The following is a 21,551-nucleotide window of genomic DNA, read 5'->3' as shown; positions in this document are numbered from 1 at the left end:
GCAACGCGCAACGTGCAAGGGGAGACAGCGATGGATTCCACGACCAGCCCGCCGCCTGTGCCGCAGGGCAACCTGCTGGCGCAGGTGCCGGTCGACCGCGCGGCCGAGCGCTTCGATGCCTTGCTGGAACGGCCCGGCCTCAAGATCGAACGGATCGTCTCGAACGGTCAGGCCAGCCCGCCGGATTTCTGGTACGACAGCGCGCAGGATGAATGGGTGTTGCTGCTGAGCGGCAGCGCGGGGCTRCATATCGACGGCGAAGCCGCGGCGCGCGCGCTTGCGCCCGGCGACTGGCTGCATCTGCCGGCGCATTGCCGGCATCGGGTGGCGTGGACCGACGCGGATCGGCCCACGGTCTGGCTCGCGGTGCATTGCGAGCCGGCCGGGCAAGGCTGAGACGCCGGGCGCTTCGTCAAATGGAGCGCTGGCCGAAGCCAGCTGGTCTCATCGCCGCCCAGCTTCCTGGCCCACTGCCGGCCTGAAACGCGGACTCAGCCGCCCTCAACCGGAAATACCGGTTCTCCCAGATTCAGCATCAACCGGTTCGCCCACGCAAAGATCGCAATCGAGTGAATCAGGTCGAGGATCTCCGCATCGCTCACCCCTACCTCGCGCAACGCGCGCAGGCTATCGGCACTGACCGCGTCAGGCCGCTCGGTCAGCTCGATGGAAAACTGCGAAATCGCCTGTTCGCGCGCGGTGGTGCCCGCCGTGTGCGGGTCTTCGAAGACCTGGGTGATGACGTCGTTACGCTTGGCCAGCTGCTCGAAACGCTGCGCGTGCACCGACGCGCAGTACACGCAGCCATTCACCCGCGAAACCACCGTGCTGGCCAGTTCCCGCTCGGCGCGCGCCATGCCGCCCGGCGCATACATGATGGCGTTGAAGGCGGTGGAGCGCTGGCGCAGGATCTCGGGCTGATGCACCAGGAACAGGTAGTAGTCCGAAACCTTGGCCTTGGGATGGCTTTCCTCCAGCACCGCGACCTGCCCGGGCGTGGCCTGGTCCACCTGGACCACATCCAGCCAGGCCTTCCAGTCGAGCACTTCGTTGGTGAAGCCCTGGATCTTGATCGGTGCGCTCATGCTGCGGCCTCCTCGGATTGCAGTGCCTTCAGAGCCTTCAGGCCGGCCACCAGGCGCACCTGGTAGGAGAGGAATGCGATCAGCTGCGCAAGGGTCACTACGTCGGGCGTGGCCAGGCCAGCGGCGGGCAGCGTCTTGAGGGCAGCTTCGTCGCCGGCCACGGGGTTTTCGATCAGCGTGCGGGTAAAGGCGAGYATGGCGCGCAGGCGCGGATCGGCCAGCGACGCGGGATCGCCTTGCCCGGCGATCGCGACCAGCGCGGCATCGGCGCCGGCCTCGCCGAGCCGTTCGCGATAGTGCGCGGCCAGCTCCGGCGCCGGCGTCAGGCGCGCGGCGTACAGCGCCACCAGCAGGCGCTCGGTGAGCACCAGGCCAGGCAGGGCGGGATCGAACAGGGCGTCGTAGCTGCCCTGCGTGGAGACGGCGACCTTGTCGCGCTGGTGGCGCAGCGCGTGGGTGGCGGAGCCGGCGGCAAGGCCGGCCACGCGGTCCACCAGGTCGGCGGTGGCTGTGTTGGTTTGGGTCATGATGGGCTCTCTGTCTTGACTCAGGGGTTTAGTCGTTCGGTGACGCTGGCACGGCCGGCGTGGCTGGCGACCGCGCGGGCCAGGAATTCGCGCACGCCGGTCCAGGACTCCTCATCCGCTATCGCGTTGGCCGCCGGCGTGCCGCCGGTGGTGCTGATCCGCCTGGAAACCGGATGGGCATAGACCATTTGCGTAGTCGGCACATAGGGGAACAGGATGGCATGGCCGGCTTCTTCGAAATCCAGATGCTCGACGTTATGCGGATGCCCGACCTCGGCCAGCTTGTCCGCCACCATGCGCGAATACAGGCTGGAGGGCCAGGAGCCATCGTCGGTGCCGGACAGCAGCATCACCGGTCCGCGGATGTCCTCCACGCGGATGCGGGCGCGCGCCACCGCGTCGGGATCCTGCAGCGCGGTCAGGATGGCGCGTTCGTGCCGGTGCGGCGCCGGGCCTTCGTCGAAGGGCGCCCAGCTCGCGGTACGGTTGTTCTCCCACACATGCGGCAGCGGCTTGCCGTGGTGCAGCCAGGCCGGGCCTTCGCGGCCGATGGCGGGGTCGGCGGCATTTTGCGCGCTGTGCACCACGGCGCCGGGCACATAGCCGATCACCGCGGAGACCAGCTCGGGGAACGTCGCGCCCAGCAGCAGCACCAGTTCGCCGCCGCGGGACTGGCCTGACAGCGCGATGAAATCGCGCGCCGGCCGGACCCGCGCGCGAATCCAGCGCAGGCCGCGCTCGAAATATTCCAGCGGCGTGCCGGAGATATAGTCGGACAGGCCGGGCGCCTTGAAGTACGCCAGTGCCAGCGCCGCGTAACCACGCGAGGCGTAGAGCGCGGCGCGCGGTTCGTTGATGCCGCCGCCCGACCCGTTGAGCACCATCACCGCCGGATGCGGGCCCGGACCGGGTGGCAGGTAGAGCGTGCCGACCAGGCCGTCCTCGCGCACATCCGTGCGGGTCACGCCCGCGGCCGCCAGGCGCTGCACCAGCTCGCCGCGCGTCTCGCACATCTCGCCGCCGCCGGTACGCACAGTGATCTCGGTGACGAGCGGGCGGGTGGCATCCGCATGGAATGACTCCCGGCTGTCGCTGTCGACYGGGCGCTGCGACCAAAGCAGGCCCATCGGGCTGACGCCCGCGTAGCTCCCGGACGATGGCGCGTCGCGTTCCAGGTCGACCGTGCCGGCGGCGTCCGCCACGAACACCGCCTCGCTTGCCCAGGGAATCTCCCGGCCGCGCAGCGTGCGTGTGGAGATGGCGGCGATTTCGCCGGGGCACAGGCCCGACACGGCGATCCGGCGGGGAACGTCGATCAGGCCGTCGGCTGGCGTGATGGTAAGCAATGCCATATCCGCTCCGCCTTACTTGGCGTCGCGCGTGACCATCATCGCCGCGGTGCGGTCGCTGGTCATCGGCGCCACCTTCAGGCCCTTCCTGGCGGCCCAGATATTCTGGTAGTGGAACAGCGGCAGCACACCCACGTCGTCCGACACCAGCTTGACCGAGCGGCGCAGGATGGCCTCTCGCTTGGGCGCGTCGAACTCCGCGGTCGATTCGTCCAGCGCCTTGTCCACCGCCGGATTGCTGTAATGGCCCCAGTTGGAGGCGCCCAGGCCCTTCTTGGCGTCCACGGTGGCCAGGACGTTGACCAGCGCATAGCTGGCCTCGCCGGTGCCGTTGCCCCAGGCCAGCATGCTGACCGCGTACTCGTTCTTGTTGGCGCGGCCTGCATAGACGGACCAGGGCACGACTTCCACCTGGGTCTTGACGCCGATACGGGTCCAGAACTGCGCCACGGCCTGCGCGGTCTCGGGGCCTTGCGGATAGCGGTCGTTAGGYGCGTGGATGGTCAGCTTGAAGCCGTCCTTGAAGCTCGCCTCGGCCAGCAGCTTTTTGGCTTGCTCGGGATCGTAGGCAATCTCCTTGACTTCCGGGTTGTAGCCGAAGGTGTTCTTGGGCATCCACTGGCTGGCCACGCTGGCGGTGTTTTGCAGGATGCGGCCCACCACGGCCTGGCGGTTGATCGCCAGCGACAGCGCACGCCGCACGCGCACGTCCAGCAGCGGGTTCTTGTCCAGCGGCTTGCCTGCGTTGTCCGTGATGTACGGGTTGGGGCCGGGCTTGAAGCTCGGCTGCAGCAGCATGACACGCAGGCCGGCATAGGGAAAGACGCTGACGTTGGGCGACTGCTTGAGCTTGGCCAGGTCGGACACCGAGACCTTGTCGATGACATCGACGTCGCCGGACAGCAGCGCGGCGGTGCGGGCCGGGCCGTTGTTGATATAGCGGTAGTTGACCTGTTGCCAGCCAGGCTTGCCGCCCCAGTAGCCGTCATTGCGCGCCATCATCACGCGGTCGCCCGGCGTGTAGGAGATGAACTTGTACGGGCCGGTACCGACCACGGCGCGGCCGCTGTTGTAATCCTCGGTGCTGGCCTTTTCGCCCACATGCTTGCTGACGATATGGATCGAGGCCAGGTTCAGCGGCAGGTCCGGGTTCGGGATATTGGTCTTGATGACGAGCGTGTACGGGTCCTTGGCGGTCACCGATTCCACGGTGCGCAGATACCCCGAGAACGAAGCCACGCTGCCCGGCACGTTGCGCGCGCGCTGGTAGGAGAAGATCACGTCCTCCGCGCCGAAGGGCTTGCCGTCCTGCCACTTCACGTCGCGGCGCAGCCTGAACTCCCAAGTCTTGTCGTCCAGCGGCTTCCAGGATTGCGCCAGCCCCGGCTGCAGCTTGTTGTCCTTGTTCTCGATCAGCAGGTCCCAGAAGTGCAGGTCCACGGAGCGGTCGCCGGCGTGGTTGTTGAGCTGCGGGTCCAGCGAGGACAGCGGATCGGCGAAGCCGATCGACAGCGACTGGGCGGAGGCGGCACCGGCACACAGCATGGCCGCGATGGTGGTGCTGATCGAGAGGGACAGCAGGCGTTTCATAAGCGAATTTCCTCGGGGCGATGGGAACAATGGAAATGCGTTGGCAGCAAGGCTGGTGTCAGCCGCCGTCGTTCAGGTGGCAGGCGCTGAAGTGGTTCACTGCGATACCGCGCAGGCGTGGCACCTCGGTCCGGCAGCGCGCCATGGCATGCGGGCAGCGCGGATGGAAGTGGCAGCCCGGCGGCGGCGCCAGCGGGCTGGGAATCTCGCCCTTGATGGCGGTGAAGGTCTTGTGGCGCGAGTCCAGCCGGGGGATTTCGGCCAGCAGCGCCTGCGTGTACGGGTGACTGGCCTGGCGGAAGATCTCTTCCGTGGGTGCGCTCTCGACGACCCGGCCCAGGTACATGATGACCACGCGGTCCGACACATGCTCCACCACGCCAAGGTCGTGGCTGATAAACAGGTAGGTCAGGCCGAGTTGCTCGCGCAGGTCCATGAACAGGTTGAGCACCTGTGCCTGGATAGAAACGTCCAGCGCGGCCACGGCCTCGTCGCACACCAGCAGCTCCGGTTGCACGGCCAGCGCGCGGGCAATGCCGATGCGCTGGCGCTGGCCGCCGCTGAACTGGTGCGGGTAGCGCTGGCGCAGGGCCGGGTCCAGCCCGGCGCGTTCAAGCTGCGCGCTGACATAGTCGTCGAAGCCGGCCGCGTCCACCAGGCCGTGCAGGCGCGCGCCCTCGCCGACGATGCGGTCCACGCGCAAGCGCGGGTTCAGGCTGGCGTAGGGATCCTGGAACACCATCTGGATCTTGAGCCGCAATGCACGGTGGGCGCTGGCATCAAGGCCTTCGACCGCTTGTCCGTCCACGCGAATCTCGCCTGCCGATGGCTGCAGCAGGCCGGCCACCATGCGGCCGAGCGTGGACTTGCCGCAGCCGGATTCGCCGACCAGTCCCACCACCTCGCCGCGGCGGATCCGCAGGTCGACGCCATCCACGGCGTGCGTGACCGGTGCCGGTTCCGACCAGCCCAGCCGCCGCAGCGCGCGGCCGAGATAGTCGAAGCGGCCGGATGCCTGCTCGCCAAAGCGCTTGGCGAGATTGCTGGCCTCGACCAGGGCGGGCAATTGCGGCGGCTCGCCGGCAGCGTGTTCAGTCGGCTTCATGCGAACTCCGCGGTGACGGCCGGCTGGCCCGGGTGGAAGCAGCGCACCTGGCGCAATGCGTCCGGCGAAGTGATTGCCGGTGCCTGCCGGCAGGCCTCGGAGACACGCTGGCAGCGCGCCGCGAAGGCGCAGCCGGGCGGCATCGTCAGCAGGTTGGGCGTCATGCCGGGGATCTGGCGCAGCCGCTGGCCGCGCTTGTTCAAGCTCGGCAAGCTGCCGATCAGGCCGGCGGTGTAGGGGTGCAGCGGATGGTCCAGCACCGCATCGACCGGCCCTTGCTCGACGATGCGGCCGGCGTACATCACCGCCACCTCGTCGGCCAGGCCAGCCACGACGGACAGGTCGTGCGTGATCCAGATCAGCGCGGTACCGTGCTGGCGCGCCAGCTTCTGCACTTCGGACAGGATCTGCGCCTGGATGGTGACATCCAGCGCGGTGGTGGGCTCGTCGGCAATGATCAGGTCGGGCCGGTGGAGCATGGCGATGGCGATCGCCACACGCTGGCGCATGCCGCCGGAAAGCTGGTGCGGGTAGGCGCGCAGGCGTTCCTCCGGGCTGGGGATGCCCATCATCCCCAGCGTGTCGCGCGCCAGCTCGCGCGCCTGCTTGTGGCTCGCGGGGCTATGGGCACGTACCGCCTCGATCATCTGCGCGTCCACCCGCATCACCGGGTTGAGCGTCATCATCGGGTCCTGGAAGATCATGGCGATGCGGTTGCCCTGCAGCTGGCGCAGTTCGGCCGGCCGCATGCCGGTGAGCTCACGGCCCTGGAACAGGATCTCGCCGCCGACGATGCGCCCCGGCGCGTCCACCAGGCCCATGATGGAAAAGCCCGTCACGGACTTGCCGGAGCCGGATTCCCCCACCAGCCCGAGGATGCGGCCGCGCGGCACGGTGAAGGAGACGTCGTCCACCGCCGGCAGCACGCCGGCGCGGGTTTCGAAGTGCGTGCGCAGATGGCGGACTTCCAGCGTCGGCACGGTGTTGTCGCGGCTTGCCACCGTCATTTCTGCAATCTCGGGTTGAGCACGTCGCGCAGGCGGTCGCCCACCAGGTTGATGGCCACCACCGTGACCAGCAGCGCGATGCCGGGGAAAAAGCTGATCCAGTATTCGTCGGACAGCATGAACTGGTAGCCGTTGGCGATCAGCAGGCCAAGCGAGGGCTCCGTCACCGGCACGCCCAGGCCCAGGAAGGACAGCGTGGCCTCCAGCGTGATGGCGCGGGCCACCTGCAGCGAGCCGATCACGATCAGCGGCGGCAGGCAGTTCGGCAGGATATGGCCGACCACGATGCGCCAGTTGGAGATGCCCTGGCCGCGCGCCGCTTCCACGTATTCGCGCCGGCTCTCCACCAGCGCCTGGCCGCGCGCGGCGCGCGCATAGTAGGCCCACTCCAGGATCACCAGGGTCAGCACCACATTGAGCACGCCCTTGCCCAGGAAGGCCAGGATCATCATCGCCACCAGGATCGACGGGAMGGACAGCAGCAGGTCCACCGTGCGCATGATCACGCTGTCGACGCGGCCGCCGGCATAGGCGGCCAGCAAGCCGAGCAGGGTGCCGGCGATCCCGGCGATCAGCGCCGAACCCACGCCCACTGTCAGGCTGATGCGCAGGCCGTAGAGGATGCCGGAGAAGATATCGCGCCCCTGGCCGTCGGTGCCGAGCCAGTAGCTATAGGTGCCGGTGCCGCTCGCGGCGCCGGGCGCGAGGCGTGCGTCCATGACGTCGAGCTGCATCAGGTCGTAGGGATTCTGCGGCGTCACCAGCGGCGCGAAGACCGCCGCCAGCACCAGGATCGCCAGCAGCACCAGGCCGAATACGGCGGTACGCGAGGAAAAGAAGTCCGCCGCCACCCGGCGCCAGGGCGATTCCCGGCGCAGCGCCCGCGGATCGGCTTGCGCCGTGGAGGCGGCGTTGTCGATGGCGCTCATGCGGCAGCCTCCAGCCGCACGCGCGGGTCGAGCAGCTTGTACAGAACATCCACGATCAGGTTCAGCGTGACGAACAGGCACACCACCACGATCAGGTAGGAAACGATCACCGGCCGGTCCAGCGCGTTGATGCTGTCCAGGATCAGCTTGCCGGCGCCGGGCCAGGCGAAGATGTTCTCGGTCACCACCGCGAAGGCGATGGTCGAGCCGAACTCCAGTCCCAGCACCGTCACCAGCGGAATCATCGTATTGCGCAGCACATGGCCGAGGACCACGCGCCGCGGCGACAGGCCCTTGGCGCGGGCGAACTTGACCCAGTCCTGCGGCAGCACCTCGCGCACGCCGGCGCGCGTGAGCCGCAGCACCAGCGAGACCTTGAACAGCGACAGGTTGATGGCCGGCAGGATCAGGTGGCGCAGGCCGTCGGCGGTGAGCCACGACCACGGCACGCCCAGCCATTCGGCCGTGGCGCCGCGTCCGCCCGAAGGCAGCCAGCCAAGCCGCACGCTGAAGGCCATGATCAGCATCAGTCCCACCCAGAACGTAGGTAGCGAAAAGCCGACGATGCTGCCGGTCATCAGCACGCGCGACAGTGGATGCTCCGGGTACAGGCCGGCGAACAGCCCGAGCGGCACGCCCACCAGCACGGCCAGCAACAGCGCCGCCACCGCCAGCTCCAGCGTGGCCGGCAGCCGCTGCAGGATGAGCTGGATGGCCGGTACGTTATAGACCAGGCTGTTGCCCAGGTCGCCGCGCAGGGCGCCGTGCAGGAAGGCCAGGTACTGGCGCCAGAGCGGCTGGTCCAGCCCCAGCCGCGCAATGATGCGCGCGCGCTCGACCTGGTCCACGTCCTGTCCGATCAGGATGTCGACGGGGTTGCCGATCGCGTGCAGCCCGGCGAACACGATCACCGTCATCGCCAGCACGACCAGCAGCGACTGCGCCAGCCGGCGCGCCAGCCATCGGAGCGGCCAGCGGCTCATGATGCGTTCGCCGCGTCGGAAGGAATCGCCGGCGGCGGGCCGGCCGGCACCCACTCGTCCCCGAAGACCTCAGGTTCGGCGAAGGCTTCCATATTGGCGTAGTGCAGCGCCACGTCCTCCTGGTAGAGCAGGGCTGCGATGCCCTGGCCCAGGCGCCTGGCGCCGTCGCTGATGGCGGGAATGTCGCCCGAGACCGTGCCGTGCGACAACGCTGCCGGATAGCAGAAGCAGTGGATGCGCGACAGGCCCGGGCACGCGCCCGGCACTTTCTCGAGGAATTCGAAGGCCGGGCCAAGGTCCGGAGAGTCCGACAGCTCCTGGTCTTCCTGCCCCTCCCGCGGTGCGTAGCGGTCGCGCCAGTAGCGGATCTGGCCGGCAAACGCGGCGAATTCCTCGCGCGTTTCCAGCGCGATGCGGAAACCGGTCGAGACAATCAGGAAATCCAGCTCGAAGGCGCCCTTTGGCGTATGCGCCAGCAGCGCGTCGCCGGACTGCTCGATGCGCTCGATCGGGCAGCCCAGGTTGAAGCGCGCGTTCTCATGCCGCGACACCCGCAGCGTGCTGCCGCGCGGCGGCGGCACCTGCTGCTCGTTGATGTAATGGCGGATGCGCCATTTCCAGTCGTCCGGCAGGCCGGGGTGGCCGTGGGTGAGGCCGGGGTTGCCCGCGCCCTTGCCCTTGTTGATGCGCGGGATATCGGCGCGGCGGATCAGCAGGTCGACGCTGGCGGCGCCCGCTTCCAGCGCGGTAGCGGCGCTGTCCATGGCGGAGGCGCCGGCGCCGACCACGCCCACGCGCTTGCCGCGCAGGGTGCCGTAGTCGAACACATCGCTCGAATGCACCCAGCGCTCGCGCGGCAAGGTCTGGACAAAGGGCGGCACATGCGCGCCGCCCAGGCCGTCGCGGCCGGTGGCCAGCACCACGCGGCGCGCCAGCACGGTCTGCGCGCCGGCGGGCGAGCGGATTTCCAGCGCCACCAGGCCATCGGGGCGCGGCAGCACCCGCTCGACCACGTGGTCGTTGCGCACGTCCAGTTCCAGCACCTGGCGATACCAGCGCAGGTAATCCATCCACTGCAGGCGCGGGATCTTGTCCAGCGCGTCCCAGGCGGCGGTACCGAACTGGGCCTCGAACCAGGCGCGGAAAGTCAGGGCGGGCAGGCCCAGCGCCGGGCCGGTCAGTTGCTTCGGCGAGCGCAGCGTCTCCATGCGCGCCGTGGTGGCCCAGGGACCCTCGAAGCCGGCCGGGGAGCGGTCGAATATCCGTGCGTTGATGCCCAGGTGCTTGAGCGTAGCCGCTGCCGCCATGCCGGCCATGCCGCCGCCGATCACCGCAACATCCAGCACCGGCTCGCCATCGTGCGCGCGCGCAACGGTCCAGTTCCTGGCGGGCAGTTCCAGCCAGGACAGGTCCTGACGCAAGCGCGCTTCCAGCGCGGCGAGGCCTTCTGCGGCGGTGGCGGCGGTGGCAGCGGATATGGCCGGGATGGCTTCGGCAGGCAAGTTCATAGGTCGATGTGTTCGGTGTCGTGGGAGGCGCCGTTGGCGGCCTCGGTGGCCGCGGCGTCGCCATAAAGCGCTTGCAGCAGCGCGCCGTGCTGTTCCGGGCCGCGCTGGGTGAAATCGGGCAGCAAGTGGCGTGCCGCGGTGGCCAGCGTGTTGATCAGCGCCAGCACGGCGGCGCTGGCGGGCCTGGTCTGGGGGGTGATCACGCCAAAGTAGAAAGGAATATCGGCATCAATCGGGCGTACCACGATATCCGCCAGCGGCACGCCGCGCGCTGTCACCGGCTCCAGCACGGCGATCCCCAGTCCGGCACGTACGGCGGTGAGCGCATTGAGCGAGGAATTGGTGTCGATCAGCGCGGCCGGCTCCACCCCGGCACGGGCAAACGCCTCGTCCAGGCGGCGGCGTAGCCGGTAGGGGTTCTGCATGGTGACGATGCGCCGCCCGCTGCAGGCCGAGAGCGGGATGGTGGCGAGCGCCGCCAGCGGATCGTCGGCGCGTACCGCAGCCACGCAGGCAGCCTGCCCGATCCAGTGCACGGTGACGCCGCGATGCTCCAGGGGCAGGCTGGTCAGGCCGATCTCGGCCGCGCCGGTCAGCACCGAGTGCACGACTTTTTCCGGGGAGGCGCTGTTGATATGGATGTGGCTGACGGTGCCGGTGCCCGCGGTGGCATGGTCCGGCCGGTTGCCGGCCAGCGCCAGGGGCAACAGGCCCGCCGCCAGGGCCGGCGTGGCGGCGATCTGCAGCGAGCGGTTTTCCTCGCGGGCGATTTCAGCGGCACGGGCCCGGATCTGCTGCAAGCCGACCAGCGCGTGCTCCACCTCCTCGTACAGCAGGAAGCCCCGCTCGGTGGGGCTGACGCGCGGCCCGCTGCGGGCGAACAGCGCAAAGCCGATCTCGCTCTCCAGTTCCTGGATCAGGCGTGTGATCGCCGGCTGGGAACGGCCCAGCAAGCGCCCCGCGGCGGTGACGCTGCCGCTGGTCATGACTGCCGCGAAGGCTTCCAGTTGCCGGATTTCCATGGGGGCGAGATGTCGTTGATGCTATGTATGTGTTTTCTGGATTCTCGCCCCGCCAGCATTCGGATTGCAAATACTATTTTCATATGTGCTCATGCGGTTGCATGGGGGAAGAGGAGCGGCTGGCGCGCCGTCGCCCCGGCACGGCGGGACGGGTGTCGATGCCGGCAATCGGTGCGGAACCGGGGAGTGTGCCCTGCGCCGCGCCAGGCACGTATGATGGGAACCATGTCGGCACGGGAGGCCACGGGGCCTGCCTGGCGATGCAACAGGAGAGCGCATCATTTGAATCCCCTTCAAAGCTGCACGCGGGGCGCCACGCATGGCGATCGGTTCGGGCTTCCGGGAACCATGGCGGTGCTCGGCCATGTGCTGGTCGGGCTAGCGCTGCTCGCCGCGGCTGCCACGGTGTACGCCGACACGCTCCGGGTTGGCTCAAAGCGCTTTACCGAGTCCTATATCCTCGGGGAAATCCTTACCCAGACGGCTGCGGTCCAGGTCAGTGCCCAACACACGCCCGGCCTTGGCAACACGGCCATCGTGTTCGAAGCCCTCAAGGCCGGTAGCATCGACCTGTATCCGGATTACACCGGCACCGTTTCCAGCGAAATCCTCAAGCTGCCCCCAGGCGCGAGCCTGGAACAGATCAACCGGGCGCTGGCGCCGTTTGACCTGGCGGCTGGCATTCCACTCGGGTTCGAGAACACTTACGCACTGGCGGTGAGCGAGGCCAAGGCGAGCCAGCTTGGCCTGGCGGYGCTGGAAGACCTGGCCGCGCAGCCGCAACTGCGCCTGGGGTTGTCGCATGAATTTCTCGGCCGGGCGGATGGCTGGCCCGGGCTGGCGCAACGCTATGGCCTGCGCCAGCGCCCCATGGGGCTGGATCACGGCATTGCCTACGAAGCCCTGGCCAACGGGCAGGTCGATGCCATCGACATCTACTCGACCGACGCCAAGATTCGCAAGTACGGGCTGCGCGTGCTGACCGACGACCGGCACTACTTCCCGCGCTACGACGCCGTGGTGCTGTACCGGCGCGACCTGCCACAGCGCTTTCCGGCGGCCTGGCAGGCCTTGAATCGCCTGGAGGGAAAGATACACGCGCAAGACATGATCGCGATGAACGCGGCGGCTGAACTGGACGGGCAATCCTTCGCCACGGTAGCGCACGCCTTCCTGGCGAATGGCGGCGCCGCGGCGACTTCCGCCGAAGCGGGAGCCCGGCCAGACGCCCGCGCCGGACTCGCAGCCACCTTGTTCGGCCGCGATACCTTGCGCCTGACCAGGCGGCACCTGGCCCTGGTGCTTGGCGCCGTGGGCGCCGCCACCGTGCTGGGTGTGCCGCTGGCCATCGTGGCCGCACGCCGTCCCCGGCTGGGCCAGGCCTTGATGGCGGCGGTGAGCGTGCTGCAGACGGTGCCCTCGCTGGCCTTGCTGGCCCTGCTGATTCCGCTGCTGGGGCGCATTGGGGTATGGCCCGCCATGGTGGCGCTGTTCCTCTATGCGCTGCTGCCGATCGTGCGCAATACGCTGACGGGGCTGCAGCAAGTGCCCAGGGGGGATGTGCGAGGCCGCGCGCGCCCTGGGTTTCAGGCCTGGCCAGGTGCTGCGCTACGTAGAGCTCCCGCTATCGATGCCGGTGCTGCTGGCCGGTATCAAGACAGCAGCCATCATCAGCGTGGGCACGGCCACCATAGCCGCCTTCGTCGGCGCCGGCGGCTACGGGGAACGCATCGCGACCGGGCTCGCGCTGAATGATCACGTCCTGCTGATGGCGGGCGCCATCCCGTCCGCGGTGCTTGCGCTCCTTGTGCAGGCGGGATTCGAACTTGGGGAATGGTACCTGGGCAGGCATGGCCGGGGCGGGACAGCCGCTTGAGCGGGTGGGCCCCTGCCTGCTCATGATTGCGCCTTCGCCAGCTCGCCCAGTCTGGCCACGGCCGCTTCCACGGCGTCGCTCCAAAGGTGGCCGTAGTTCAGGCGGATGCAATTGCGATAGCCTTGCCGTGCCGAGAAGATCGGGCCCGGCGCAATGCCAATGCCATGCTCGAGCGCGGCGCGGTGCAGGGCCAGCGCATCGAAGCCTTCGGCAAACTCCACCCACAGGAAATACCCGCCCGCGGGCTGGGAGACGCGTACCGATTCGGGGAAATGCCGGCCAATGGCGGCGATCAGTTGGCCCTGCTGCATCTCCAGCAGATGGCGCAGGCGCCTCAGGTGCTTGTCGTAGCCGCCGTTCTGCAGGTATTCCGCCAGAGCCACCTGCGTCGGCACGCCTGCCGACAGCGTGGTCATCAGCCGCAGCCGCTGGATCGCTTCGCCGAACCGCCCGGGCGCCACCCAGCCCACCCGGAAGCCCGGCGCCAGTGTCTTGGAAAACGAACTGCAATGCATGACCAGGCCCTCCTGGTCGAAGGCCTTGGCGGGCAGCGGGCAGCGGTTGCCGAAGTACAGCTCGCCGTACACATCGTCCTCGATCAGCGGTACGCGGTGGCGAGCCAGCAAAGCCACCAGCCGCTGCTTCCTGCCCTCGGACATGCTGGCGCCGAGCGGGTTCTGGAACTGCGTCATGAACCAGCAAGCCTTGATCGGGTGGCGCTTCAGGGCGGCATCCAGCGCGTCCAGGTCGATGCCTTCGCGCGGATCCACCGGGATCTCCACGGCCCGCAAACGTAGCCGCTCCAGCGCCTGCAGGGCAGCATAGAAACCGGGCGACTCGATGGCCACCACGTCGCCAGGCTGGGTCACGGCCATCAGGCACAGGTTGAGCGCTTCGAGCGCACCGTTGGTGACGACGATTTCCTCGGTGGGTTGCGGGGCTCCCGCGCCAAGGTAGCGCAAGCCGATCTGCTGGCGCAGGGCCAGATGCCCGGCCGGCATGTCGTTCACGGAATACCAGGGATCGAGTTCGCGCCCGGCGCGGGCCAGCGACTTGCCCAGACGCTCCCAGGGAAACAGCTCGGGCGAAGGGAAGGCCGAGCCGAGCTGGACAAGCTGAGGATCGCGCGCGGCATCGAGCACGGAGAACACCAGCTTGGAGATATCGACGTCGGTCGAGACCTGGTGCGAGCGGCGCACCGCCGGCTGCGGCAGCGGCCGCCCCACCGGTCCCGTCACGTAGTAGCCGGAGCGCTCGCGCGCCCGTACCAGCCCGCGTTCCTCCAGCCGGTAGTACGCCTGGAACGCGGTGGAAGGGCTCACGCCATACTGCGCCACCGTCTTGCGGATCGACGGCATCTTGGTGCCGGGCGGCAGGTTGCCGCTGCGGATGTCCTTGGCCAGCGTTTCCGCCAGCTCTTCGTAGCGCTTCATGGGGCAGGGGGGCAGGGGTCTACAAATGCCTGATCGTCAAACTGATACGCAAAATTATCGCAGATCTGATTCTGTTATTACTTGCCAGCCACGGCCATAATGCGCCGTAACTAGTAAAAGCCATGCCGTTGCACGGTCGGCCGCCCCCCGGACGTACGGTCATGCGATGTGTGGCAAGCATGCAAGGAAGACGGAAATGAACCCCTTGAGATTGGTGATTACGGTGTTGTGGGGATTTTTTGGCCTGCGCAAGGGCCAGGAACATATGCGCGACCTGCAGGCGGTGCGGCCGGTRCCGCTGATCCCCCATGAGCCTTGCCACAAGGCGGTTCTCCGCTACCGCCGCCGTCGCCGGCACCATTTCCGCCCTTGCGCGCAGGCACTTGCGCAGCGCTGCCGCCGCCTTCGCCGCCTTGCTGCTGGCGCCATGCCTCGCGGCTGCGGCGGACGCCCCCGGCGCGGCGCAGATCGAGCGTGGCCGCTACCTGGCCAAGGTGGCCAACTGCGCCGCCTGCCACACCAGCCCCGGTGGCGCGCCCTTTGCCGGCGGATTGCCGTTGAAGACCGGCGTGGGCACCGTCTATTCCACCAACATTACGCCGGATGCCGAGAGCGGCATCGGCGCCTACACGTTCGAGGAGTTCGACCGCGCGCTGCGTGAGGGCGTGGCGAAACACGGCAAGCGGCTTTATCCCGCCATGCCTTACCCGTCGTATGCCCGCCTCGCCGAACCGGACGTGCAGGCGCTCTATGCCTACTTGCGCACCGAAGTAAAAGCCGTGCGGCAGGAAACCGCCGAACCCGAGATGCGCTGGCCGTTCGGCATGCGCTGGCTGCTGCGCGTCTGGAACTGGCTGTTCCTCGAAACCGGGCCGGTGCGCAACGATGCCAGCCAGAGTGCAGCGTGGAATCGCGGCGCCTACCTGGTACAAGCGGTGGCCCACTGCGGCGCCTGCCATACGCCGCGCGGCGCGCTGATGGCCGAGAAGGGGCTGGATGAACGCAGCCGGCATTTCCTGGCCGGCGCCAGCGTGGAAGGCTGGGCTTCCACCAACCTGCGGGGCGACCCGCGTACGGGGCTGGGCAGCTGGTCGCGCGAAGACATTGCCGAATATCTGCACACCGGGCGCAATGCGCATGCGACTTCGTTCGGGCCGATGTCCGAGGTGATCGCATCGTCCACGCAGTTCATGAGCCGCCCGGATCTGGATGCCGTTGCCGTGTATCTCAAGTCGGTGCCCGGCACGCGCAGCGACGAGACACCCTACGTCTATGATGCCGGCACCGCCGACATGCTCGCGCAGGGCCGCTTCGACGCCACCGGCGCGCGCCAGTACGCCGAATTCTGCATGCCTTGCCATGGCGCCAACGGCAAGGGCTTTGCCCGCGTCTTCCCGCCATTGGCGGGCAATCCGACCGTGGTGGATCCTGATCCGTCCTCGCTGGCCAACCTGCTGCTCGACGGCGCCGTGACCGCGCACGTGGGCACGGCGGCCACCGAKTACCACATGCCCGGCTATGGCTGGACGCTGGACAACCAGGAGCTGGCGAACGTGCTGACCTTTATCCGCACCGGCTGGGGCAATCGCGCCAGCCCTGTAGCGGAAGGGGCGGTAGCCGCGCGCCGCGCCGAACTGGGCCGTCAGCGCGACACCGCTGAGCGCCGTTGAGCCCGCGCCACCCAAACCAAGCGAACGATATTGCCATGACCATCACGCGCAGAGACTTTCTCAACGGCGCCGCACTCACCATCGCCGCGGGGCTGGCGCCGTCCCAGCTCTTGCAGGCCGCTGAACGCAGCGCCGGCTATCCCCCGGCGCTGACCGGGCTGCGCGGCAACCATGCGGGCACCTACACGCTTGCGCACAGCCTGGCCCGCGAAGGCGCCAAATACCCTGCCGTGATGGCGCGCGAAGTCTTCGACCTGGTGGTGGTGGGCGGTGGCCTCAGCGGGCTGGCGGCGGCGTGGTTCTACCAGCGCCGCTTCGGCGCCGGCAAACGCATCCTGATCCTCGACAACCACGACGATTTCGGTGGCCATGCCAAGCGCAACGAGTTCACGGTACGCGGACAGAAACTGGTGACGTACGGCGGCAGCGCCGAGATGCCGCCGACCGCGCTCGACAGCCGCGCGGTAGCCACGCTGCTGGCCGGGCTCGGCGTGGATCCCAAGCGCCATCAGGCCGCCGAACGCGACCTGTATCGCGAGCTGGGCATGGGCCGCTCGGTCTTCTTCGACGCGGAACACTTTGGCCGTGACCAGTTGCTTGCCGGCGATCCGTTTGCCAGCCAGATCGATGCCCGCAATACCGGGGCGCAGCCGGCCAGTGCCGCGGCGTTCAAAGCCTTCCTGGACAAGACGCCGCTGCCGCAGCAGGACCGCGACGCGTTGGCGCGCCTGGCCGATGGCGGCACGGATTACCTGGCGGGCATGGGCGAGGGCGAGCGGCTGGCTTACCTGAAGCGCACCAGTTACGCGGCCTTCCYGCGCGAGAAGGCCGGCGTGGGTCTCGACGGCCAGCGCTTTTTCCGCAGCCGCAGCAACGATGCCTATGCCCTGGACGCCGACGGCGTATCGCTGTTCGACGCGCTGGCCATCGGCTTGCCGGGCGGCAAGAACATGCCGCCGCCCAGCCTCAATCCACGCCTTGGCAAGTCGCCCGCATCGAAGCTCTGGTTTGCCGATGGCAATGCCACGCTGGCGCGGCTGCTGGTGCGGAACATGATCCCGGGCGTGACGAAGTCCGGCAGCCCCGATGACATCGGCGCGGCCGGTTTCGACTACAGCCGGCTCGATACCGACGATTCCAAGGTACGGGTACGCCTGAACAGCACGGCCATCGCCATCGAGCCGGACCAGCGCATCACGCGCGTGACCTATGGCTGGAGCGGCAACCTGCACCGGGTCGAAGCCGCGCACGTGGTGCTGGCCGGCTACAACATGATGATCCCGTTCATCATGCCCGGCCTGCCGGCGCCCCAAAAGCAGGCCCTGCGCTCCGACGTGAAGGCCCCGGTGGTCTACACCAAGGTGGCGCTGGACAACTGGCGCGCCTTCGAGGCGCTCAAGACCAGCCGCATCCATGCGCCGGCCATGGCCTACACCGACCTGTGGCTGGAGAAGCCGGCCGGCGCGCGCCCGGCGGACCCGGTGGTGCTGCACATGCTCTATGTGCCCACCGTGCCGGACAGCGGGATGCAGGCGCGCGAACGCTTCCGCGCCGGGCGGGCTTTCCTGCTTGGTACGCCGTTCGGCGAACTGGAGAAGGGTATCCGCAGCCAGCTAGACCGCATGCTGGCGCCCGGCGGCTTCGCCGGCAAGGATGTGATTCGCGGCATCACCGTCAACCGCTGGGCGCACGGCTACAGCTATATGCCCAACAGCCTGTTCGAGGAGGAGGCGGCAGCGCAGGCCGTGCTGGATCACTCGCGCGCCAGCGCGGGCAATGTGGTGATCGCTAACAGCGATAGCGCGGGCAGCCCTTCGCTGACAGCCGCCATCGACCAGGCGTGGAAGGCGGTCGGGGAGCTGGCGGGCTGATTTCGGGCCTGGGCGGGGCGCTCAGAGCCGGGCGTTGCGCGCGGCGAGGTAGTCGCGCTGGAAGGCGCACATGCGCAATGCATTGTGATAGGCGCCATAGCTGAAGAACTCTTCCAGCAGTTCGCCCTCGCGCTGGAAGCCGCATTTCTCGTAGATATGGATCGCCTTGGCGTTCTGCACGTCCACGATCAGGAAAAGCTTGTGCAGGTTCAGCACCATGAAGGCGTAGTCCATGGCGAGCCGGGTGGCCGTGCCGGCGTAGCCGCGGCCCTGGCTGGCTGGCGCCACGATGATCTGGAACTCGCCGCGCCGGTGGATATGGTTCAACTCCATCAACTCGACCAGGCCAACGGCTTCGCCATCCAGGTTCTCGCAGACGAAGCGGCGCTCGCGCTGGTCGTGCACATGGCGGTCATAGAGCTGAGTCAGCTCGGCGAAGGTTTCGTAGGGTTCCTCGAACCAGTAACGCATGATCTTCGCGTCGTTGTTCAGGCTGTGTACGAAATGCAGGTGGCTGCGCTCCAGCGGGCGCAGGATCAGGTTTGGGCCGGTTTCGGTCACCATGGGCGGGCCTTTCTTGATTGTTATTTACGGGTCTGTCCGGAGCCGGCGGGCAACACAAGCAAATGAGGTCCAGCGGCTCCGGGCGAAGCCTGGTTCGACCCCCGGCGGCTTAGTCGGGTTCCGATTGTAGGCACATTTGTTCACAATCACCGCTTGTCACGAGCGGGCAGGGCGCACCTCAGGCCGGGATGCCGAACAGGCGGCGGCTATTGCGGGTGCACTGGCTGGCAACCTCGGCCACCGTCAACGCTTTCAGTTCGGCGACTGCCTGCGCAATCCAGGGCAGGTTGGCGGGCTCGTTGTAAGGCCGCCGGTTCTTGTGGTTCTTCGGGCCGAGGTAGGGCGCATCGGTCTCCAGGTGCAGGCGGTCGAGCGGTATGGCTTGCACGGCCTCGCGCAGCGCCTGGCCTCGCTTGAGATCCGTTACCCAGCCCGTGATACCGATGTCCAGGCCCAGTTCGACGAAAGCGGCCGCCTCGTCGGCAGCGCCGGTAAAGCAGTGCACCACACCGTGGGCGCCGGCACGGACCGCGGGTTCCACCATCGCGTAGAAGTCCTCGAAGGCGTCGCGGCAATGGAGAAACAGGGGCTTCTTCCAGAGGACAGCCGCTTCGAGCTGGTCCGCGAAGGCCCTGCGCTGGTCGGCAGGCGTCGAGAAATTTCGGTTGTAGTCCAGCCCGCACTCCCCGATCGCCACCACCTCGGGGCGTTCCCAGAGGGACTCAAGCGATTGCCGGACCGATGGCGACCAATCCCTGGCCGTGTGAGGGTGCGTGCCCGCCGTTGCGAATAGGAGGCGGGGATGCAGCCTGGCCAGGTCACTAGCCTTCCTGCTCGCGTCCAGCGATGTGCCCGTCGCGAGTATGGCCACCACCCCGGCCGCCACGGCGCGCGCAAGGATGGCGTCTGTGTGCGGGGCAATCTGGGAGGAATGAAAGTTTACGCCAATGTCGATTAGGTGCATGTCTGGCTGGGATGAGAGGCGGATCGTTCGCAGCATGCAGTCTAACCTCGGGCTAATCGGCTTGCTGCGCTCATAATGTTCTCTATATCAAACACTACGAAGAATTAACCGCTTAGTGTTTCGTTTATGGCACGTTATCTTGACTGGTGCTGTTGTTTCGTATACAGTACGTTAGACGTTTATTTGAGCATAATGTTATACAGGTAGCACATGAATCTTGCTGAGCTGGGAGAGGCCTTTAAGCGTGCCAGGATCCTTGCGAACAAGACCCAACAGGAAGTCGCCGAGTACAGCGGGGTGCCGCGGGCCCGGATCAGCCGGTTTGAGACGGGCGGATTGCCGGAGATGGGCGCGGTGAAGTTGTTGAGTTTGTTCGAGGCCGTCGGGCTTGAGCTGCTCGCAAGGCCTGCCGGCCACCGAAGGACGCTGGACGACGTGCTGGCAGAGACGGAGGAAGTCGATGCCACCTCCGAGGAAGCGCGCCGGCGTGTCCGGCACTTTCACCGCCGGCCGCAGCCAGCCGCGGACCTTGACGCGTCCCAGTCCGGCGACAAGGCACCGGAAAAGGCCCACGACGAGGGTTCGAAGTGAACGGCGCACAGATGCTGGACGTCTATGTGAATGCAACGCCCGTCGGCACGCTGGCCGAAGAAGCGCGCGCGAGCGTATTCACCTACCTGCCAGATGTGCCGGCGCACGACTTCGTGTCGCTTCTGCTGCCAGTTCGGGCAGAGTCGTATAAATGGGCAGCCGGGCTGCTGCCGTTTTTTCAGATGAACTTGCCCGAGGGGTACAAGAAGGACCTGATCCGGCGCAAGCTTGGGGCCCATGCCGACGTGAGCGACCTGGGCCTGCTGGCGCTGACCGGCGCGAACGGGATCGGCAGGGTCCGGGTGGTGCCTCACGGGGCGCCGCCGACGTTGGCTGCCTCGAACCTGGACATGGCGAGCCTGCTCGCATCGACTGGATCGCGGGACAACCTGCTGCGCCATCTGGAAGCGGGCATTGCCGAAGGTGTATCGGGCGTCATGCCCAAGGTGCTTGCCAGGCCCGAGGACAAAGCCACGGTCTGGACCGACGAGTTCATCCTGAAGACGGGTCCGGTGGATTTGCCCGGCCTGTCCGTGAACGAGTTCCTGTGCCTCGAAGTGGCGCGGCTGGCGGGCCTGGAAGTGCCGGAAACAGAACTTTCTGACGACGGGCAGGTGCTGGCAATCCGCCGTTTCGATCGCCTGGCGGACGGCAGCCGGCTTGCAGTTGAGGATTTTTGTGCGCTGAGAGGACTGGACCCTGTCAATAAATACAAGGGCAGTCTTGAGGATCTGGCAAAGCTGTTGGCGATTTACGTCAGCGCCCCGCATCGGAAGGAAAGTGCGCGGCGCCTGTTTACGTTGTTGCTTTTGAACTACGCATTGCGCAATGCCGATGCACACCTGAAGAACTTCGCTGTGGTGTACACCAGCATCGATGACGTCAGGCTGGCGCCGGTGTATGACATTGTCACGGTGACCGCCTACCCGGAGTATCGGGCGGATATTCCAGGTTTGCCGCTGGCTGGCAAGCGGACCTGGGCATCCGGGAAGTTGCTGGCGCAGTACGGCGGCGCAAGACTGAACTTGTCTAGCGCCGATATGGCCGCATGTATGGGCCAGGTGACGCAGGCGATCCGGAAGGTAGTGCCGCTGGTAAGCGAGTACGCCGACCGCTACCCGGAGTTCAGGGAAATCGCCAAGCGCATGCTGGACGCGTGGGCGCAAGGCGCCGAGGACATCAAGCCGGATGCCAGGTTGGGCAAGCCGGAGCCTGCGCCGCTACGGGAACAGGCCGGCCTGTCCGGGCAGAACGATTTGGTGAGCAGGAAAAAAACAAATGTGTACGTCGATCCGGATGGTGCTTTCGGTCACAAAGCCCGCTAGACCAGAAGGTTCGGCGCATTGGAAGACGCCTCGATGGGTCTGATACCTAACTCCGGTGCTTCCCTGCATAGGGGGAACCACACGGAAGCGGGGCATTGGCAACATGGCAGTCGGTTTTTTCGCGTGATGCGTTGCAACAACGAATGTAGAAT

16 protein-coding genes and 3 pseudogenes are annotated in these 21,551 nt (G+C 67.3%); 7 read left to right on the top strand and 12 right to left on the bottom strand.

The genetic code is table 11. From position 1 onward, the window contains the following. Positions 1–30 precede the first annotated feature (30 nt). Positions 31–396: a cupin domain-containing protein gene (locus AC1DKD_RS10715; RefSeq protein WP_441628022.1), complete on the top strand. Its 366-nt coding sequence runs from the start codon at positions 31–33 to the stop codon at positions 394–396. A 95-nt stretch (positions 397–491) separates the two neighbouring features. Here AC1DKD_RS10715 and AC1DKD_RS10710 read toward each other — a convergent pair. From AC1DKD_RS10710 to AC1DKD_RS10670, 9 genes and pseudogenes are all read right to left on the bottom strand, one after another. Then, positions 492–1,612, bottom strand: a pseudogene (locus AC1DKD_RS10710) (CMD domain protein). Between the two features lie 20 nt (positions 1,613–1,632). Beyond that, the gene (locus tag AC1DKD_RS10705) at positions 1,633–2,964 is read right to left on the bottom strand and encodes an acyl-CoA thioester hydrolase/BAAT C-terminal domain-containing protein (protein WP_441628020.1); all 1,332 of its coding nucleotides are present in this window, start codon (positions 2,962–2,964) and stop codon (positions 1,633–1,635) included. Positions 2,965–2,976: 12 nt separating this feature from the next. After that, positions 2,977–4,551: an ABC transporter substrate-binding protein gene (locus AC1DKD_RS10700; protein ID WP_477101700.1), complete on the bottom strand. Its 1,575-nt coding sequence runs from the start codon at positions 4,549–4,551 to the stop codon at positions 2,977–2,979. A 58-nt stretch (positions 4,552–4,609) separates the two neighbouring features. Next, complete coding sequence (locus AC1DKD_RS10695; RefSeq protein ID WP_441628016.1) at positions 4,610–5,656, bottom strand: ABC transporter ATP-binding protein; 1,047 nt, start codon at positions 5,654–5,656, stop codon at positions 4,610–4,612. After that, entirely contained in the window at positions 5,653–6,663 is a 1,011-nt protein-coding gene (locus AC1DKD_RS10690) for an ABC transporter ATP-binding protein (protein WP_441628014.1), read from the bottom strand. The genes AC1DKD_RS10695 and AC1DKD_RS10690 overlap by 4 nt, the downstream gene beginning before the upstream one ends. After that, positions 6,660–7,592 (bottom strand): ABC transporter permease, encoded by a 933-nt coding sequence (locus tag AC1DKD_RS10685; protein ID WP_477143265.1) that lies wholly within the window; start codon positions 7,590–7,592, stop codon positions 6,660–6,662. Before AC1DKD_RS10685 ends, AC1DKD_RS10690 begins: the two co-directional genes overlap by 4 nt. Beyond that, a complete protein-coding gene (locus AC1DKD_RS10680) occupies positions 7,589–8,575 on the bottom strand; it encodes an ABC transporter permease (RefSeq protein WP_441628010.1) in 987 nt (328 codons plus the stop codon). Before AC1DKD_RS10680 ends, AC1DKD_RS10685 begins: the two co-directional genes overlap by 4 nt. Then, positions 8,572–10,083 carry an NAD(P)-binding domain-containing protein gene (locus tag AC1DKD_RS10675; RefSeq protein WP_441628008.1) on the bottom strand — a complete coding sequence of 504 codons (1,512 nt, stop codon included), beginning with the start codon at positions 10,081–10,083 and terminating at the stop codon, positions 8,572–8,574. Before AC1DKD_RS10675 ends, AC1DKD_RS10680 begins: the two co-directional genes overlap by 4 nt. Next, positions 10,080–11,105 (bottom strand): LysR family transcriptional regulator, encoded by a 1,026-nt coding sequence (locus AC1DKD_RS10670; RefSeq protein ID WP_441628006.1) that lies wholly within the window; start codon positions 11,103–11,105, stop codon positions 10,080–10,082. The genes AC1DKD_RS10675 and AC1DKD_RS10670 overlap by 4 nt, the downstream gene beginning before the upstream one ends. Before the next feature lie 348 nt (positions 11,106–11,453). Here AC1DKD_RS10670 and AC1DKD_RS10665 point away from each other — a divergent pair. After that, a pseudogene (locus AC1DKD_RS10665) lies at positions 11,454–12,981 on the top strand (ABC transporter permease/substrate-binding protein). Between the two features lie 20 nt (positions 12,982–13,001). Here AC1DKD_RS10665 and AC1DKD_RS10660 read toward each other — a convergent pair. Further along, positions 13,002–14,414, bottom strand: a complete 1,413-nt coding sequence (locus tag AC1DKD_RS10660) for an aminotransferase-like domain-containing protein (protein WP_441628004.1) — start codon at positions 14,412–14,414, stop codon at positions 13,002–13,004. A 166-nt stretch (positions 14,415–14,580) separates the two neighbouring features. Between AC1DKD_RS10660 and AC1DKD_RS10655 the strand changes: the two are divergent. From AC1DKD_RS10655 to AC1DKD_RS10645, 3 genes and pseudogenes are all read left to right on the top strand, one after another. Further along, positions 14,581–14,706, top strand: a pseudogene (locus tag AC1DKD_RS10655) (DUF2970 domain-containing protein); the annotation flags it as partial. A gap of 16 nt (positions 14,707–14,722) precedes the next feature. Further along, complete coding sequence (locus tag AC1DKD_RS10650; protein WP_477143264.1) at positions 14,723–16,084, top strand: cytochrome c; 1,362 nt, start codon at positions 14,723–14,725, stop codon at positions 16,082–16,084. Positions 16,085–16,119: 35 nt separating this feature from the next. Beyond that, entirely contained in the window at positions 16,120–17,955 is a 1,836-nt protein-coding gene (locus AC1DKD_RS10645) for an NAD(P)-binding protein (RefSeq protein WP_477143263.1), read from the top strand. Between the two features lie 21 nt (positions 17,956–17,976). Here AC1DKD_RS10645 and speG read toward each other — a convergent pair whose 3' ends face one another. Both speG and AC1DKD_RS10635 read right to left on the bottom strand, forming a co-directional pair. Continuing rightward, positions 17,977–18,519 (bottom strand): spermidine N1-acetyltransferase, encoded by a 543-nt coding sequence (gene speG / locus AC1DKD_RS10640; RefSeq protein ID WP_441627996.1) that lies wholly within the window; start codon positions 18,517–18,519, stop codon positions 17,977–17,979. Between the two features lie 178 nt (positions 18,520–18,697). Further along, complete coding sequence (locus tag AC1DKD_RS10635) at positions 18,698–19,483, bottom strand: TatD family hydrolase (RefSeq protein WP_477101706.1); 786 nt, start codon at positions 19,481–19,483, stop codon at positions 18,698–18,700. A gap of 210 nt (positions 19,484–19,693) precedes the next feature. On the opposite strand from AC1DKD_RS10635, the gene AC1DKD_RS10630 reads away from it, so the two are divergent. Together AC1DKD_RS10630 and AC1DKD_RS10625 are read left to right on the top strand one after the other, a co-directional pair. Next, positions 19,694–20,074: a helix-turn-helix domain-containing protein gene (locus AC1DKD_RS10630; protein WP_441627992.1), complete on the top strand. Its 381-nt coding sequence runs from the start codon at positions 19,694–19,696 to the stop codon at positions 20,072–20,074. Between the two features lie 11 nt (positions 20,075–20,085). Continuing rightward, on the top strand, positions 20,086–21,399 hold the full coding sequence (locus tag AC1DKD_RS10625) for a type II toxin-antitoxin system HipA family toxin (protein ID WP_477111162.1): 1,314 nt from the start codon (positions 20,086–20,088) through the stop codon (positions 21,397–21,399). Positions 21,400–21,551: the final 152 nt, after the last annotated feature.

It is taken from the genome of Cupriavidus sp. 05T313 (assembly GCF_056396665.1).
This window is presented reverse-complemented; position numbering and strand designations above follow the sequence as displayed.